This window comes from Flavobacterium sp. 102 (assembly GCF_003634615.1).
Lineage (GTDB): Bacteria > Bacteroidota > Bacteroidia > Flavobacteriales > Flavobacteriaceae > Flavobacterium.
Genome location: NZ_RBKX01000001.1, coordinates 2,427,131 through 2,443,557, shown reverse-complemented (window position 1 = coordinate 2,443,557; position 16,427 = coordinate 2,427,131). Strand labels below are relative to the sequence as shown.

Below are 16,427 nucleotides of genomic sequence, written 5' to 3'. Positions count from 1 at the left end.
TTTAACTAATTATATACTATTTTATAGGGTCAATTAATATATATTTGTTTTAATTTAACTGACATTTTAATTTATTAATAATTTAAAATATTTATTGTTTTTAAATGAATCCCAAATTTTAAAAATTTATTAACTTACATAATTAGAAGTCATAAAGTGAGATAGTGACTTTTGTTTATACGATAAAAAAAATACCACAATCGTGAATGTTTTTTTATTACTTATTGCCAACTCTACGAATACCACTAGAGTAATAAATTATTAAAAAAATATAAACTCATATTTTTATTCTCAGGATAAAAGTATAATACATTTTGCGAATATGCAAGAGAAAACATCTCAAAATGCGAATTTAATTTTACAAAAATTAAAATTTGCCCTAAAAGTACGAACTGACATAGAGCTTTCAGAAATCCTAAATGTAAAGCCAAATACCATTTCTTCTTGGAAAAAGAGAGACACATTAGACTACAGTGGAATTATCGCTATTTGCGAATTGTACGAAATTGATTTGAATGATATTTTTTACAGTAAATCAAATTCTAAAAACTATGACAGCCTGGAAGATGGCACTTTCTTAGTTAGTAGAGAATCCCAATTTCAATATTGTGTAGACAATAAAAGCATTCTGGAGACACTTCCAAAATATACTTTCCCATTTTTAAGAGGGGAATCTACTCGTGCTTTCCAAGCGGTTAGCAACAATATGTTTCCTCTAATTGAAGAACGATCTTATGTACTTTGTTCAGCAACAGATATTGACAGTATTAAAAACAATGATTTAGTAGTTGTTATAAGTCAGAAGAAAGGAATTTTCATTAATCGCTTGGTTATAACAGAAGATTCGAACACCTTCTTATTAAAAAACGATTATGTAGTAAATCACGATATTACTTTTGAAAAAAGCGATATCGATGAGTTATGGCTAATTAAAGGGGTTTTGTCTTATGACATCAGTAGCAATAGCAAATTGAAGTACCTGAACGATAATTTAAAAATTATGGACAAAGTACTATCTATAATTAAATAACACTAGTGTCCAATTATTTTTACGACTGAATAATACCGTTGATTTGAAGGTATAACTGCCCGTCGCTTAAGATAGCGCCCTGGGTAATCAAATCAAATATGGAGGTATTGCGATTGTCTTCGTATTCTTTTTTACCTAAATGGATTTCAACGGTATCGGTAAACAAATTGTCGCTTAGCCATTGTAAACCTTCTTTTTCCAAAAAATTAACTTCAGGCTCTAAAGCTTTCAAAACGATAGACTGAATGAATTTTTCTTGACAATGAAAAAGGAAAATGTGATTTTTGGAGAAATGTTCTAAATATTGTGCATTACTCAAAACGCCTTCCCAAATTAAATCAGAGAAAACATCTAATTCTTGTTCGGCTACTTCCGGGTTATCCGCTTTGATTTTATCCCATTCTCCTTTATCTATAGATTGTGTTGCCAAGAAATTACTAAATTCTTGGTGCAAGGCTTCAAATTGTTCTTTGGTTAGTCTTTTGTATTTCATATTTTTTAAAGTTGCCGAGTGACTAAGTTTTTTTTGTTTTAGTATTAAAGCCTAGCCCCGATTATCTCACAATACTTTAATTTTCATTGGAGTTTGATGAACACTTCGTGTTTGCAATAAAAATCCTTTTATGAATTGCCATGGGTTTTAACCCGTGGTAATTCATAAAAGATTGTAATGGAAAACGGGAAAAAGCTTCAAAAAAAAATCCCGACGCGAATCGGGACTTTTACTTTGTATGTTGAAATATTATTTCTCAGCTACAATTTCGTATGGTAATTCGATAACCACTTCTCTGTGTAATCTTACAGTAGCAGCATATTTACCGGTACGTTTAACAACACCACTAGTGATGAATTTTCTATCGATTGGTTGACCTGCAGTCTCTAAAGCCGAAGCGATATCGATGTTAGTGATTGAACCGAATAATTTTTCTCCACCAGCTTTTGCTGTGATTTTAATCTCTAAAGCTTTTAAAGCTTCTGCGATTTTTTTAGCATCATCAACAATTTTAGCTTCTTTATAAGCTCTTTGTTTTAAATTTTCAGCTAAAACTTTTTTTGCAGATGGTGTTGCCAATTGAGCAAAACCTTGCGGGATTAAGAAATTACGACCGTAACCGTTTTTTACTGTTACTACGTCATCTTTAAATCCTAAATTCTGAACGTCTTGTTTTAAGATCAATTCCATGTTGTTGTCCTTTATTAGAGAAGTTAGGTTCCGATTAACGGGAAACCAACAACTATTGTTTAAATATTATTTTAATAAATCGGCCACGTATGGCATTAAAGCTAAGTGACGCGCTCTTTTAACAGCTACAGACACTTTTCTTTGGTATTTCAATGAAGTTCCGGTTAAACGTCTTGGTAAAATTTTACCTTGTTCGTTTACGAATTTCAATAAGAAGTCAGGATCTTTGTAATCTACATATTTGATACCTGATTTTTTGAAACGACAATACTTTTTAGTTTTGTTAGTTTCAATATTCAATGGAGTAAGATATCTGATATCTCCGTCCTTTTTTCCTGAAGCGGATTGTTGTAAAGTTGCCATAATTACGCTTTTGTTGCTTTTAATTTAGTTCTTCTTCTTTCTGCCCAAGAGATTGCGTGTTTGTCTAAACTTACTGTTAAGAAACGCATAACTCTTTCGTCACGTCTAAACTCAGTTTCAAAAGCAATAAGAGCTTCTCCTGATACTTGGAATTCGAATAAGTGGTAAAAACCACTTTTCTTGTTTTGGATTTCGTAAGCTAATTTTTTTAAGCCCCAATCCTCTTTAGATACCATCGTTGCTCCTTTAGCAGTAAGAAAATCTTCAAATTTGCTTACTGTTTCCTTTACCTGAACTTCAGATAAAACGGGATTTAAGATGAAAACAGTTTCGTAATGATTCATAATAAATTTTGTTAAATTTTAAATTGGGCGCGAAGATATAAAATGTTTTCTGAAATTCAATAGACAAAGAAGAGAAATCGTCTAAAAGTAAAAAATAACGTTTAAAAGCAAAAATAATCGACGAAACGTTAGGTGGATTAAAAAAAAGGTGTTATTTTTACAATTCCAAATCTATAATAAATAATATTATGAAACTAAATTGTGTCGTTGTTGATGATAGTTCCATTCAAAGGATGATCATTGCAAAGTTAGTAAATAATCACCCCAATTTACATTTAGTAGGTGATTTTTCTAATGCAATTGAAGCAAAAAATTGCATGTCGGTTCATACTGTTGATTTAATCTTTCTCGATATTGAGATGCCGGTCATCAGTGGTTTTGATTTTCTTGACGGATTAAAAGTAAAACCCCAAATTATTTTTATCACGTCAAAAGCGGAATACGCTATGAAAGCGTTCGATTATGATGCTACGGATTACCTACAAAAACCGATAGCCTTAGATCGTTTTAATGCTTCTGTTAGAAGAGCAATGGATTTCCATATGCTTAAGAAAGAAAATCAAGAAGAAGAAGGAGAACATATCTTTATTAAGAGCAACCTTAAGAAACTTAAAGTGTATACCAATAAAATTAAGTGGATTGAAGCTTACGGAGATTATGTAAAAGTAGTAACGGAAGAAGATAGTAACCTCGTACTTTCTACAATGAAATCATTTGAACAGGATTTATCGAAAGAAAAATTCATCAGAGTTCACAAATCTTATATCATTAACATTGATAAGGTAGAACGTTTCAACAGTAAGTTTGCGGAAATTGGTCTCACTAAAATTCCTTTAAGCCGTAACAAAAAAGAAGATTTAATTAAAGCTTTAGCTATTGCTTAAAATTACTCAATAAAAATCGACATTTACAGTAACCTTAATTGTTCTGTATTGCGGTACTACATCAAAACTATTCAGTACTTTCTGGATAGTTTTTTTTGTACCTTGTAATGGCGTATCGCTTGGAATTTTAATCATAATCGTACGAATGTATTCATTTCGAATGCGACTAATTGCAGGTTCTTCCGGACCAAGAACAGGAATCGATAAATTTTGTTGCAATACCTGAAACAACCACATCGAACCTTCTTTGAGTTTATCAAAATCACGATGCTTCATGGTAAGCTTTATCAAGCGATAAAAAGGCGGATAATAGTAAATCTTTCGTTCATACAATTGCTCCTTATACATGCCTTCATAATCGTTATTAGTGACTTGCTGAATCACATTGTGCAACGGATTATAAGTTTGGATAATTACTTTTCCTCTTTTCTCACTTCTACCCGATCGTCCGGAAACTTGTGTCATCATTTGGTAACTTCTTTCAAAAGCCCTAAAATCGGGATGATACAACATATTGTCAGCGTTCATGATTCCAACTAAAGACACATTGTCAAAATCTAGTCCTTTCGCCAACATTTGCGTGCCGACTAAAACATCAATTTCACGGTTTTTAAATCCGTCAATGATTTTTTCGAAACTGTATTTGCCGCGTGTCGTGTCTTGGTCCATGCGCTTGACATTCTTATTCGGAAATAATTCGGCTAATTCCAATTCGATTTGCTCTGTGCCAAAACCTTTCGTTTCCAAGTCAACGCTGGAGCAAACATGACAATTCGAAGGCTTCGCCATATTGTAACCGCAGTAATGACAACGCAATTGGTTTTTATATTTATGATACGTCAAACTCACATCGCATTGCGGACACTGCGGTACATGACCACAAGTCATGCATTCCAATACCGGTGAAAAGCCACGTCGATTTTGGAATAAAATTACCTGTTCGTTATTAGCAAAAGCTTCGGTGATTTCTTCGATTAAAGTCAAGCTGAAATGACCTTTCATTTTCTTCCTGAAATAACTGTCTTTCAAATCAACCAATTCAATTTCGGGCATTTGCACTTTTCCGAAACGTTCTTTTAAACTCACAAAACCAAATTTTCCCGAAGTCGCATTATAATAGGTTTCAATACTTGGCGTAGCCGAACCTAATAAAACTTTAGATTGATGCGCATTAGCCAAAACTATAGCTGAATCGCGGGCATGATATCGCGGTGCCGGATCTTGTTGTTTGAACGTTGGTTCGTGTTCTTCATCCACAATGATTAAACCCAAATTCGAAAATGGTAAAAACAAAGCCGACCTTGCTCCTATCACCACTTGTGCTTTTTCGGAAGAATTTAAAACTTGGTTCCAAACTTCTACTCGTTCATTATTACTGTACTTCGAATGAAAAACAGCGACTTTATTACCAAAATGTTTTGTCAAGCGCGAAACCAATTGCGTGGTTAAAGCTATTTCGGGTAATAAATACAAAACTTGTTTTCCGTCAGCAATGTAGTTTTCTATGAGTTTGGTATAAATTTCAGTCTTTCCACTGGAAGTTACACCATGCAATAAACAAACATCTTTTTCTAGAAATACATTTTCAATTTCATTAAAAGCATTTTGCTGCGCTTCACTTAAAGACAATTGATTATCGAGTTTATTTTTATCAAAATTAACCCTGTCTTCCTGGATGTAATATTCTTCAAAAACGCCTTTCTCTATCAACGCTTTTACAATGGCTGTTGATGATTGTGCAGTTTCAATTAATTGTTTAACTGAAATTGGTTTTTTTTCCTGCGCTTGCCATTGGAAATACTGAAGCACTAAATTTTTCCTTTTTTCAGATTTTAAACTATCTAAAAGTTCAATCAGTTTTTCTTCTGCCAAATAATTTTCGTGCAAACGAATATAGCGAATGAGTTTAGGCTTATACTCTTCTTGTATTTCCTCTTCAAGCGAAATGATGTTTTTATGAATCAACTTTTGAATCACCGGAAAAACCGTTTTTTTGTTGAGAATGTCAATGATATTTTGAACCTTCAACGAGGACTGATGTTGTAAAGCTTCATAAACCAAAAATTCATCATCGGACAAATCGGTTTCATCGACAAAAGTTTCTTTCCGTTGTGAAATAATCGTTTCGCTTTCCAACAACAAAGCCGATGGCAAAGCACCGCGATACACATCGCCAATGTTGCACATATAATAAGAGGCAATCCAAAACCAAAGGTTGATTTGAAATTCGTTTACAATAGGTTTCTCGTCAAGGATTTGATGGATTTCTTTGGCTTCGTAAAGTGTTGGTGCGTTTTGATGCAAATCGATTACAAGCGCCGTGTAGATTTTGTTTTTGCCAAAGGGAACCGCAATTCGCATTCCTTTAAAAATGAAATTATATTCTGCTTCCGAAACCTTGTATGTAAAGGTTTTAGATAAAGAAAGCGGAATGATAACTTCAATAAAAAAAGACATGGCGGAAAGTTTAAAAAATGCGAAAAGTTTGAGTTTTAACCCTGACAGCAGCGGCATTTCGTCTTTTGGGACGAGATAGAGCGAATGGCAGGTATTGCGTTTAAAAAATGCCCTATTGTTGGGTTTCTTGATATTCTAATTCCTTCTGTTTTTCTCGCTTGATGTGATTGATTGACGCGTTTAAATCAAACCCTAAAAGCAATACTATACAATTTAGCCAAAGATAAAACATGACAACCAACAAAGTCCCGATTGAACCATAAAGTTCATTATATTTTGAAAACTTCACTACCCAAATGCCAAAGAAATAGGAAGAAATTATGATTAGAATAGTGGTGAAAACGGAACCGATAGATATGAATGATCGTTTTGCATCTCTTTTAATTCCGAATTTAAACAACAAAGATGTCGTAATCAAAATCATTAAAATCACAAAAATATACCTTCCCATTTCAATCAATGGAATATTATCCGAAAGCACATCTTGCAATTTTGTCTTTTGAATAAAAACCTCAAAAACGACTATCGCCGCTACGGTTATTATCAATACCATTGACAACAAAATAGAAAGACCGAGCGACACAAAATACTGTCTGAAAAATTTTCTCTTTGATAAAATATCAATGTGATGTGAACTCTCAAATCCGCCTAGAATAGCATTCACACCATTGGTCATCAATAAAATCGCCATGAAAAATCCGGTAGAGATTAAACCGCTGTTACTATTGTGTAAAATATCTTCAATAATCACAGCAATTGCATCATAGGTGGTTGGTGGTACACTTTGTTGGACAAAGCTTAAAAAATCCTCTTGAAAACCTTCAATCGGAATGTAAGGAATCAAGTTTAAAATAAACAGCATAAAAGGAAACAAAGCCATAAAAAAACTCCAAGCAATCGCCGCAGCTCTATAAGATATAGCGCCTTCAAAAACACCGATGAAATAAATTTCGATTAAATCATAAAGTGACAAACCGTGAAGCCAAGGCAATTGTACTTTTTGCAACAACAAAACCAATTGTTTGACTACAGGAATTTTTTTGAGTCTGTCTTCAATCTCGGTACTCATTTTAGATGGCTTTTAGACTTAAATCCATATTGTAAACTGAATGTGTTAAAGCACCGGAGGAAATATAATCTACACCACATTCCGCATATTGGCGAATGGTTGTTTCATTGATGTTTCCGGATGATTCAGTCAAACATTTGTCACCAATTAGCACTACTGCTTTCTCAGTATCTTCGAAATTGAAATTATCAATCAGAATTCGGTACACACCTTCATTTTGAAGGATTTCTTCGATTTCGGCTAAATTTCTGGCTTCGACTATAATTTTCAAATCGAGATTATTGTGTTTTAAATACGCTTTTGTTTTAGTAATCGCCTGAGTAATTCCGCCTGAAAAATCGTTATGATTGTCTTTCAACATAATCATATCATACAACGCAAAACGATGGTTTTCACCGCCCCCGATTTTCACCGCCCATTTTTCACAAGCACGGAATCCGGGAGTGGTTTTTCGGGTGTCTAAAATCTTTGTTTTGGTACCTTCTAAAAGTTGGACATATTTATTGGTTTTTGTCGCAATTGCCGACATTCTTTGCATTGAGTTCAATACCAATCGTTCCGCTTTCAAAATAGATTGCGAACTTCCCGAAACATGAAAAACAATATCACCATGTTTTACCGGCGTTCCATCTTCTATAAAAACATCTACTTCTAGTGTTGGATCGACATTTTCAAAAACCTTTTTGGCAAATTCCACTCCGGCGATAATTCCGGTGTCTTTGACCAAAAGTTTGGCTTTACCTTTTGCAGTATCGGGAATACAGGCTAGCGAACTGTAATCGCCCGGACCAATATCCTCGCGAATGCCATTTTGAATAATTATATCAAGCTCTGTCTGAAATTGTTTTTCTGTAATCATTGGGCAAGTATTGTTTGGCTAAAATAATATTTTTTTAGATACGGCTGCGTCTCTTAGATTAATAGATTATTAGACTATTTAGATAGTTAGAAACTTAGAGATTTCTAATTATCTAAGAGCGAAGCATATCTAAAGCCTGAAGGGCGTTTCTAACAATCAAATAAAACTATTATCTTTGCGTCACAACAACACAACCCATGTACAAATTACTCCTTCGCCCAATTCTTTTTTGGTTTGACCCGGAAGAAGTGCATTATTTCACTTTTTCATTGGTAAAATTTATTTCCAAAATTCCTTTTGTTCCCCATCTTTTAAAATCGATTTATGAAGTTGAAGACAAACGTTTGGAACGAGAAGTTTTTGGCTTAAAATTTAAAAATCCGGTTGGATTAGCCGCTGGTTTTGATAAAGACGCTAAGCTTTACAATGAACTATCACATTTTGGTTTCGGGTTTATCGAAATTGGAACTTTGACACCAAAACCACAAGACGGTAATCCAAAAAAACGACTATTCCGTTTAAAAGAAGACAGCGCAATTATCAACCGAATGGGTTTTAATAATGGCGGTGTTGAAGCAGCCGTTTTGCGATTAAAAGAAAATAAAGGCGTTTTGATTGGTGGCAACATTGGCAAAAACAAACTCACTCCGAATGAAAATGCGACTTCAGATTATTTAATTTGCTTTGATGCTTTGTTCCAATATGTTGATTATTTTGTGGTCAATGTCAGTTCTCCAAATACACCAAACCTTAGAGAACTTCAAGAGAAAAAGCCGTTAACAGAACTTTTAAACACTTTACAATCGCATAATTTATTACACAAAAAACCAAAACCAATACTGTTAAAAATTGCTCCCGATTTGACTGACGAACAATTATTAGACATTATTGATATTGTAAATGATTCTAAAATTGCTGGTGTAATTGCTACAAATACCACCATTTCTCGGGAAGGTTTACAATCGGAAAATAAAGTAGAAACCGGTGGTTTATCCGGAAAACCTCTGACCAATCGTTCTACAGAAGTGATTCGTTTTCTTTCTCAAAAAAGCAATAAAGCCTTTCCTATTATTGGCGTTGGCGGCATTCATTCAGCGGAAGATGCAATTGAAAAACTGGAAGCCGGAGCGAGTTTGGTACAATTGTACACCGGATTTATCTATGAAGGTCCGAATTTGATTAAGGAAATCAATCAAAAAATTCTAGAAAAGAAGTAAACAGTAATTGGTTAACAATCCAACCAAAAAAGCAATTCCGAAACTTAACAACGTTCCGATTAATACATATTCGGTCAGTTTTCGGTCTTTGGCTTCTTTCAAATCTCCGAATCTGAATATCGATTTAGCTGCCAATAAAAACCCGATGGCTTCGTAATGTCCTGTAATCACAAAATAGAATACAAACAATCGTTCGAGTATTCCAATATAATTTCCGGCGTTTTGCAAAGAATCATCGTTCTTATCGTTTTTGCTTTCCGGTGTCCAAATGGAAATGATATTTTTAATGATTATGGAAGTCGGTTTGGTCAATAAAATCAACGCTGTTAGCATAACCCAAAGTTGATTATCCATCAAAGAAAAAGCAATAGTTTGGTCGTTATATAAAAGCGAAATGACTATTATAACCAACAAATGCATTAGCTGATCAACTATAAACCAATTGCGTTTGGTTTTCTTTTTTTGAAATCGCAATTTTAAAAAATCAATAAAGCCATGTAATAAAGCTAACAAGATTGCGAAACCCAAAAATGCTCTTTCTCCAATAATAATGTAAGCTAAAACACCATGCAGAAAAGTATGCAGATAAAGATACACACTGCGATGAACTTTCTTTTCTTTATCTAAAACCCATGAATTCGGTTGCAAGATAAAATCACCAATTAAATGGGCTAAAAGTAGTTTTACGAAAATAATCATACGCTCAGATTTTTAATTTTTTGGCGGAAATAATTTTCGGTTTCCAATAACAAATCATACTGTGCGCGTTTTCTTCTTCGGCTAACCGCGGCTTGATTGATACCAAGCTTCTGCCCGATTCCGTCTTGTGCTAAAGTTGGATTTTGCATCGCCACTTGAACTAGTTCAGCCGATTGTGGCAACCAACTGTCCATGAACGTTGATGCCAAACGGAGTTTTAAATTCAAATCGGTGTCCAATGCAAAATTTCCGGTGTTTACCGCCAAATTAACTTTTTGCTTTTTCAAGGTTTGAAAAACTTCGCCTGAACGCAAAAATGCCGTACCGTTACTTTCTGATATTTTCTTGGCGCTATAGTTTTTTTCACCAATACCAATACTCATTCGGACATCGAGTTTTAGTGTTTTGAAAAAGGCTTTAATTTGTAAAGCCGCATATAAAGCGTCTTCGGGATTTTTAATTTCCAATTGAAATTCATCTCCGCGGTAAATTTCCCATTCGGCCGGACTTTTACCAAACGTATTCAATAAAGTCTTCAATCCATCCATCCAAACATTGGAAGACAGCTTTCTGGAATTGACAATATCGCCTGTAATGATGCTTATCATAACTCAAATATAGGTAATAAATTCTATTATCCAAACATTATTACCAAAAAGTGTAATAAATGAAATTATTACCAAAATAGGTAATATTTGGATTTATTACTTAAAAATGTAATACTAAAACAAAATATAAATTTTAAAAAATGAGGAGTTTTAGTATCTTTGAAAACGCTTATGAAACCAATCAAAATTATAGAATGTCCACGCGATGCTATGCAAGGCATCAAAACGTTTATACCTACTGAGAAAAAAGTAGACTATATTCAGTCCTTACTTCGCGTCGGTTTTGACACGATTGATTTTGGCAGTTTTGTTTCACCTAAAGCGATTCCGCAAATGCAAGACACGGCAGAAGTTTTGGCACAATTGGATTTATCGCAAACGCAAAGCAAATTATTAGCCATCATTGCCAATACACAAGGTGCACAATTGGCTTCTGTACATAAAGAAATTCAATACTTAGGCTTTCCGTTTTCGATTTCAGAAAATTTTCAGATGCGAAATACGCACAAGACAATTGCGGAAAGTTTGGTTACTTTAGAAGAGATTTTAGATATTGCCAATACCTCAAATAAAGAAGTTGTGGCTTATTTGTCAATGGGTTTTGGCAATCCATATGGCGATCCTTGGAATGTTGAAATTGTAGGCGAATGGACGGAAAGATTGGCTAATATGGGCGTTAAAATATTATCGCTTTCGGATACAATCGGAAGTTCAACGCCTGATGTGATTGAATATTTGTTTTCAAATTTGATTCCGAAATACCCAAATATTGAATTTGGCGCACACTTACACACCACTCCGGACAAGTGGCACGAAAAAGTAGACGCAGCGTACAAAGCCGGTTGTCACCGATTTGACGGCGCGATTCAAGGTTTTGGCGGATGTCCGATGGCGAAAGACGATTTGACCGGGAATATGCCCACAGAGAAACTGCTCTCCTATTTTACTGCTCAAAAGCAAGCTACCAACACGAGTCCGATGAGCTTTGAAAGTGCTTATAATGAGGCTACAAAATTATTCAGTGCTTATCATTAAGACTTTCTTCTTTTGAATAATTTATAGATTTCAATCCACATCACCGAAATAAATCCCACTAAGACACAAACGCCTATTTGTGCCAAATCTATTTTTTCAAACAAAAAGAATTTAGAAAAAATCGGAACAAACAATAATAATGATGTCATCAATATGGTAATCCCAATAATGAGCAATACCAAATTGTTTTTATAACGAATAGTCGTAAAAATGGAATAATAAAAAGAACGATTGGCCAAGGTTAAAAATACATTAGAAGCAATTAAAGCAATAAAAATACTGGTTCTCGTCGCGCTTTCTGATAGTCCATTATAAATACAATATTGATATACCAAAAGCAATCCTATAGTAATTACCAATCCTTGAAGGATACTAATCGTAATTTCTTTTAAATTAAAAAAAGTTGACGTTAAAGGTCTTGGTTTTTGCAGCATTAAATTTCGCTCCATAGGTTCATTTTCATAGATGATAGAGCAAGTTGGCCCCATAATTATTTCCAAAAATATAATATGAACCGGTGTAAAAATATTGGGATAAACCCATCCTAATGCCAATGGAATAAAAACGATAAGGATAATCGGTATATGAATTGAAATGATGTACTGAATCGCTTTCTTGAGATTGAGATAAATCTTTCTCCCCATAGCAATCGCATCGGTCATTTTGCTGAAATCATCATCTATCAAAATTAAATTGGCTGCTTGTTTGGCAATTTCTGTTCCTTTTTTGCCCATGGCAATTCCGATGTGTGCCGATTTCAATGCAGGACCATCGTTAACACCATCACCGGTCATCGCTACAATTTGGTTGTTGTCTTTTAGCGCTTGGATAATTTTAAGTTTGGCTTCCGGAAACATTCGGGTAAAAATGGCGGTTTCCATTACTTTTGTTTTTAAAGTGGTTTCATCCATTTCCATTAATTCATCACCGTTTAAAACTTTGTCAGCGTCTTTAAAACCAACTTGTCTCGCAATAGTTGAAGTTGTAGCAGCATTGTCTCCTGTAACTATTTTTACTTGAATTCCGGCTTTATAAAACGTTTCAAAAACTTCTTGAATATTGGCTTTTGGCGGGTCATAAAAAGCGACTAGTCCTTTAAAAAGAAACTTAAATTCTTGTTGGGTTTTAGGATAATCTTTCCCTGAAAAATCGGCCACACCAACACCTAAAATGCGATAACCTTCTTTAGCCATGATTTCCATCGCCGCTATGACTTGCTTCTTTTCAGTATCGTTTAAATTACTGACTTCAATTAGGGCTTCGGGCGCACCTTTGGCGGCGATTATTCTTTTACCGTTATTATCTTCAAAGACATGAGTCATCATCGGAGGTTTTCCACCTAACGGATATTCGTGAACCAACTTAAAATTAGGTCGTTCATCAAGCGATTCTAATTTGGCGTAAGCTTCATGAACCGCAATTTCCATAGCGTCAAACGGAATCGGTTCGCTTGACCACATAGCATAACTCAAAACTTCTTGTGCTTCCGGATTTAATTTCTCATTAGTATTGATTATATTGTTTGAATTGAAAAGATACAATTGCGCTAAACTCATTTTGTTCTCCGTAATCGTTCCGGTTTTATCGGTACAAATTACAGTTGCGCTACCTAATGTTTCAACGGTTTTGGTTTGTTTGGTAATAATGCCCATCTTCATCAAACGCCAAGCACCAAGTGCCATAAAAGTGGTAAAAGCCACCGGTATTTCTTCCGGAATTACGCTCATGGCAATGGTTAATGCTTTCAGCAAACTATCTAAAACACTTTGAGATTGGTAAAAATTGATGCCCCAAACTATTCCAAAAGTTACCAATCCAATGATGGACATTTTCTTGACAAAATTGGTGATTTGAATTTGCAAAGGTGTTTTTTCTTCAACAATCTCCTCCAAACTCTTCCCAATTTTTCCTAAACTGGTTTGATTTCCGATTGCCGTAACTTTACAAATGGCCAATCCTGTTGCTACTGTTGTACCTTGAAATACTTGGTTAGTTTCTAAAGTTTCACTTTTAAAGACCGATAAAGATTCACCGGTTAGGATGGATTCATTCACCGAAAAATCATTCGACTGAACAATCACCGCATCGGCCGGAATAAAAGTCCCTTCTTCAACTTGAATGAAATCACCCAATACAATTTCTTCACTCGGAATTTCAAGTATTTCATTGTTTCGAATAACTTTACTTTTGGGCTGAGACAACTTCTTTAAAGCGTCAATGGCATTCCTGCTTCGGGCTTCTTGAAATAATGAAATAGCGGCTACAAATAAAATGGCAATCGTCATAAAAATACCATCGCCATAATCACCCGAAATATAGTATATACCAGCAGCCGCAGCTAAAAGGATAAACATAGGTTCCTTAAGCATTTCTAATAATGAAATTAAAAAGTGATTTTTGTGTTGGTGCGCTAAAGAATTTGAACCGTTCTTTTTTCTGGAAGCAATTACTTCATCATTTGAAAGTCCACTGATGTTTATTTTATTTTCTGTCATTATTGATGCAATAAGTATGTACCAAGTTAGTTATTTAAGATGACTTTAACCGCTTTATTTGTTTAAGATTGATACGTTGCGAATTCAATTTAACTACATCACTGAACCACGTTCATCATAAACTGCAAACGGCTCTCTTATTTCAACACTCGCAAGCAAAATATCAATTAAAATCTAGTGAGTTTTGAAAACACCTATAATCAAGTATTGTGAGTATTTGTAAAATTTTATTAAGGTGTTGCGCTTATGAAATTGTTTTTTGTATTTTTATAAGCCCATTTTAAAAAAAGAACTTTGCCTCGTACAATTAACTTTTCGGTCATAATACTAGTATGTTTGTTTATGTTACAAAACAAAGTATACGGAAGTGTCATTTCTAGAGATTCTGTTAATTACTACCTGAAAGAATCCAAAAAAAATAGTTATTCCGATTTCAATAAAGCAAAATTTTATCTGGTAAAAGCCGAACGAGTTGCTAAAAAATTGAACGACAAAAATTTAATCGCTGATGTAATCTATAATTTTGGCTCCAATTATTACATCATAGGATCTTATGATATTGCTTTGCAAAACTATATCAAAGCTGCTGAAATATATGATTCAGAGAATAACAAAATAGGACTAGCAAAATGTTTAATGGGAAAAGGACTTATCCAACAAGGATTTGGCAGAGACAAAGAAGCTTTAAAAAACTTCAAAAAGTCAATCACTATTTGCCGAGCATTAAATGATAAAAAATTTATAGTAAAAAACCTTTTAAACATCGGTATTTCTCAAACTAATCTGAACGAATATGACGAAGCCTATAAAAGTTTTCAAGAATCACTAAAATTAAGTGTAAAAAATAAATCTTCTGAAGATTCACAAATGTCAATGAATAAGTTAGCCAACATTCATTACATAAAAAACAATCTTGACTCAACAATTTATTACTATCAAAAAGTTTTAATTGATAATGTAAAACCTAATTTATGGGAAGAAGCTTATGCTTTGTCCGGACTCTCGGAAGCTTATTTAAAAAAAGGTGATTACCAAAAAGCCATTAATTATGGTTTAAGAGGTTATAATTCTGCTAAAATTGTTCGTGCCAAATGGGATATTGCAAGGTCAGCTGAAATTATCTCCAAAATATACAGCCAGCAAAATAATTTTGAATCAGCTTATCATTTTTTAAGAATTAACAAAATATATAATGACTCATTGTATGCCGAGTCAAAAATAAAAGAAGTTAATATCCTGCAACTTGAAGCCAAAGAAGCGGAAAACGAAAGATTAATTGCAAAAGCAGAAATTGCGCAACAAAAACTAAACAACACTCGTATTTTTGTGGGTTTTATTTTCTTTTTACTTATCGCTCTGCTCGTATTTATTTATCAATATTACAAATACACGAGTCAAAAAGGAAAATTTTTTAAAGAAATTGAAATTAAAAACCGAGATATTCAAAGCCAACAATCAATGATAACCGCTCAGAATATTGCTTTAGAAGAATTAAATCAAACTAAAAATAAAATTTTCTCGATACTGTCACACGATTTAAAAACGCCAATCAATTCACTTATTCAAGTGATTGAACTCAACAAACAAAATGACTTAACCAAAGAAGAACAAACTTTCATTTTCGATCAACTTCAAAAGCAAGTTGAAGGAACTTCTTTAATCCTGAACAATATTTTAAATTGGGCAAATTCTCAAATTGATGGAACAACGGTACATTTTGAAAAGATTGCTTTAAATCAAATCATTGAAGAATCTATAAGCTCCTTTTATGCCGAAGTGATAAAAAAGAAAGTCTCATTTAATCACGACAAAGAAGAAACCATTTTTATAAAAGCTGACATTGGTCAAACTCGAATTATCATTCAAAACATCATCGCAAACGCGATAAAATTTGCTCCACTGAACAGTCATATTGATATTCATTATACTTCGGACGATAAGTTTCTAAAAATTCATATCAAAGATTATGGAAATGGTCTTAACCAAAATAAAATAGAGGAAATTATGAATTTCAACAAACGACTGGTTTCTGAAAAAGGAACATCTATGGAAGAAGGAACTGGTTTAGGGTTATTATTGGTAAAACAATTTTTAATAAACAATAAAGGGCAACTTGAGATTCAAAGTGTAGAAGGCAAATCGACTGAATTTATCATTTCATTTTTGAAATATTAACCCTTTATA

Annotated in this window: 15 protein-coding genes; 5 read left to right on the top strand and 10 right to left on the bottom strand. The window is 33.7% G+C overall.

The window, feature by feature from the left end; all coding sequences use genetic code 11:
- Nucleotides 1-322 precede the first annotated feature (322 nt).
- On the top strand, nucleotides 323-1,030 hold the full coding sequence (locus C8C84_RS10525) for a helix-turn-helix domain-containing protein (protein WP_121313600.1): 708 nt from the start codon (nucleotides 323-325) through the stop codon (nucleotides 1,028-1,030).
- 19 nt (nucleotides 1,031-1,049) lie between these two features.
- Here C8C84_RS10525 and C8C84_RS10520 read toward each other — a convergent pair whose 3' ends face one another.
- The 4 genes from C8C84_RS10520 to rpsF form a co-directional block, all read right to left on the bottom strand.
- The gene (locus C8C84_RS10520; RefSeq protein ID WP_121313599.1) at nucleotides 1,050-1,523 is read right to left on the bottom strand and encodes a DUF6495 family protein; all 474 of its coding nucleotides are present in this window, start codon (nucleotides 1,521-1,523) and stop codon (nucleotides 1,050-1,052) included.
- A gap of 249 nt (nucleotides 1,524-1,772) precedes the next feature.
- Complete coding sequence (gene rplI, locus C8C84_RS10515) at nucleotides 1,773-2,213, bottom strand: 50S ribosomal protein L9 (RefSeq protein WP_121313598.1); 441 nt, start codon at nucleotides 2,211-2,213, stop codon at nucleotides 1,773-1,775.
- A 66-nt stretch (nucleotides 2,214-2,279) separates the two neighbouring features.
- Nucleotides 2,280-2,576 carry a 30S ribosomal protein S18 gene (gene rpsR, locus C8C84_RS10510; protein ID WP_121313597.1) on the bottom strand — a complete coding sequence of 99 codons (297 nt, stop codon included), beginning with the start codon at nucleotides 2,574-2,576 and terminating at the stop codon, nucleotides 2,280-2,282.
- Between the two features lie 2 nt (nucleotides 2,577-2,578).
- Complete coding sequence (gene rpsF / locus C8C84_RS10505; RefSeq protein WP_121313596.1) at nucleotides 2,579-2,920, bottom strand: 30S ribosomal protein S6; 342 nt, start codon at nucleotides 2,918-2,920, stop codon at nucleotides 2,579-2,581.
- A 188-nt stretch (nucleotides 2,921-3,108) separates the two neighbouring features.
- Between rpsF and C8C84_RS10500 the strand changes: the two genes are divergently transcribed.
- On the top strand, nucleotides 3,109-3,804 hold the full coding sequence (locus C8C84_RS10500) for a LytTR family DNA-binding domain-containing protein (RefSeq protein WP_121313595.1): 696 nt from the start codon (nucleotides 3,109-3,111) through the stop codon (nucleotides 3,802-3,804).
- A 6-nt stretch (nucleotides 3,805-3,810) separates the two neighbouring features.
- Here the strand turns inward: C8C84_RS10500 and priA are convergent, their stop codons facing one another.
- The 3 genes from priA to nadC all read right to left on the bottom strand — a co-directional run bounded on the left by priA (nucleotide 3,811) and on the right by nadC (nucleotide 8,189).
- Nucleotides 3,811-6,261 (bottom strand): primosomal protein N', encoded by a 2,451-nt coding sequence (priA, locus tag C8C84_RS10495; protein WP_121313594.1) that lies wholly within the window; start codon nucleotides 6,259-6,261, stop codon nucleotides 3,811-3,813.
- A 112-nt stretch (nucleotides 6,262-6,373) separates the two neighbouring features.
- A complete protein-coding gene (locus C8C84_RS10490; RefSeq protein WP_121313593.1) occupies nucleotides 6,374-7,330 on the bottom strand; it encodes a YihY/virulence factor BrkB family protein in 957 nt (318 codons plus the stop codon).
- Between the two features lies 1 nt (nucleotide 7,331).
- A complete protein-coding gene (gene nadC, locus C8C84_RS10485) occupies nucleotides 7,332-8,189 on the bottom strand; it encodes a carboxylating nicotinate-nucleotide diphosphorylase (RefSeq protein WP_121313592.1) in 858 nt (285 codons plus the stop codon).
- 197 nt (nucleotides 8,190-8,386) lie between these two features.
- Between nadC and C8C84_RS10480 the strand changes: the two genes are divergently transcribed.
- On the top strand, nucleotides 8,387-9,406 hold the full coding sequence (locus tag C8C84_RS10480; RefSeq protein ID WP_121313591.1) for a quinone-dependent dihydroorotate dehydrogenase: 1,020 nt from the start codon (nucleotides 8,387-8,389) through the stop codon (nucleotides 9,404-9,406).
- On the opposite strand, the gene C8C84_RS10475 is transcribed toward C8C84_RS10480, so the two are convergent.
- Together C8C84_RS10475 and C8C84_RS10470 are read right to left on the bottom strand one after the other, a co-directional pair.
- Entirely contained in the window at nucleotides 9,392-10,105 is a 714-nt protein-coding gene (locus C8C84_RS10475; protein ID WP_121313590.1) for a DUF3307 domain-containing protein, read from the bottom strand. The two genes, C8C84_RS10480 and C8C84_RS10475, sit on opposite strands and share 15 nt — an antisense overlap.
- Nucleotides 10,102-10,713, bottom strand: a complete 612-nt coding sequence (locus tag C8C84_RS10470; RefSeq protein WP_121313589.1) for a hypothetical protein — start codon at nucleotides 10,711-10,713, stop codon at nucleotides 10,102-10,104. Before C8C84_RS10470 ends, C8C84_RS10475 begins: the two co-directional genes overlap by 4 nt.
- A gap of 171 nt (nucleotides 10,714-10,884) precedes the next feature.
- Between C8C84_RS10470 and C8C84_RS10465 the strand changes: the two genes are divergently transcribed.
- Complete coding sequence (locus C8C84_RS10465; protein ID WP_121313588.1) at nucleotides 10,885-11,748, top strand: hydroxymethylglutaryl-CoA lyase; 864 nt, start codon at nucleotides 10,885-10,887, stop codon at nucleotides 11,746-11,748.
- On the opposite strand, the gene C8C84_RS10460 is transcribed toward C8C84_RS10465, so the two are convergent.
- The gene (locus C8C84_RS10460; protein WP_121313587.1) at nucleotides 11,745-14,243 is read right to left on the bottom strand and encodes a cation-translocating P-type ATPase; all 2,499 of its coding nucleotides are present in this window, start codon (nucleotides 14,241-14,243) and stop codon (nucleotides 11,745-11,747) included. The two genes, C8C84_RS10465 and C8C84_RS10460, sit on opposite strands and share 4 nt — an antisense overlap.
- Nucleotides 14,244-14,585: 342 nt before the next feature.
- On the opposite strand from C8C84_RS10460, the gene C8C84_RS10455 reads away from it, so the two are divergent.
- Entirely contained in the window at nucleotides 14,586-16,418 is a 1,833-nt protein-coding gene (locus C8C84_RS10455) for a tetratricopeptide repeat-containing sensor histidine kinase (RefSeq protein ID WP_121313586.1), read from the top strand.
- The last annotated feature ends 9 nt before the right edge of the window (nucleotides 16,419-16,427 follow it).

What these genes read in the sequence shown, in the direction of transcription:
- C8C84_RS10520 (WP_121313599.1), bottom strand. Translation starts at nt 1,523, where the DNA reads ATGAAATACAAAAGACTAACCAAAGAACAATTTGAAGCCTTGCACCAA.
- C8C84_RS10480 (WP_121313591.1), top strand. Translation starts at nt 8,387, where the DNA reads ATGTACAAATTACTCCTTCGCCCAATTCTTTTTTGGTTTGACCCGGAA.
- C8C84_RS10500 (WP_121313595.1), top strand. Translation starts at nt 3,109, where the DNA reads ATGAAACTAAATTGTGTCGTTGTTGATGATAGTTCCATTCAAAGGATG.
- nadC (WP_121313592.1), bottom strand. Translation starts at nt 8,189, where the DNA reads ATGATTACAGAAAAACAATTTCAGACAGAGCTTGATATAATTATTCAA.
- C8C84_RS10460 (WP_121313587.1), bottom strand. Translation starts at nt 14,243, where the DNA reads ATGACAGAAAATAAAATAAACATCAGTGGACTTTCAAATGATGAAGTA.
- rplI (WP_121313598.1), bottom strand. Translation starts at nt 2,213, where the DNA reads ATGGAATTGATCTTAAAACAAGACGTTCAGAATTTAGGATTTAAAGAT.
- C8C84_RS10490 (WP_121313593.1), bottom strand. Translation starts at nt 7,330, where the DNA reads ATGAGTACCGAGATTGAAGACAGACTCAAAAAAATTCCTGTAGTCAAA.
- rpsF (WP_121313596.1), bottom strand. Translation starts at nt 2,920, where the DNA reads ATGAATCATTACGAAACTGTTTTCATCTTAAATCCCGTTTTATCTGAA.
- C8C84_RS10455 (WP_121313586.1), top strand. Translation starts at nt 14,586, where the DNA reads ATGTTACAAAACAAAGTATACGGAAGTGTCATTTCTAGAGATTCTGTT.
- rpsR (WP_121313597.1), bottom strand. Translation starts at nt 2,576, where the DNA reads ATGGCAACTTTACAACAATCCGCTTCAGGAAAAAAGGACGGAGATATC.
- priA (WP_121313594.1), bottom strand. Translation starts at nt 6,261, where the DNA reads ATGTCTTTTTTTATTGAAGTTATCATTCCGCTTTCTTTATCTAAAACC.
- C8C84_RS10475 (WP_121313590.1), bottom strand. Translation starts at nt 10,105, where the DNA reads ATGATTATTTTCGTAAAACTACTTTTAGCCCATTTAATTGGTGATTTT.
- C8C84_RS10465 (WP_121313588.1), top strand. Translation starts at nt 10,885, where the DNA reads ATGAAACCAATCAAAATTATAGAATGTCCACGCGATGCTATGCAAGGC.
- C8C84_RS10525 (WP_121313600.1), top strand. Translation starts at nt 323, where the DNA reads ATGCAAGAGAAAACATCTCAAAATGCGAATTTAATTTTACAAAAATTA.
- C8C84_RS10470 (WP_121313589.1), bottom strand. Translation starts at nt 10,713, where the DNA reads ATGATAAGCATCATTACAGGCGATATTGTCAATTCCAGAAAGCTGTCT.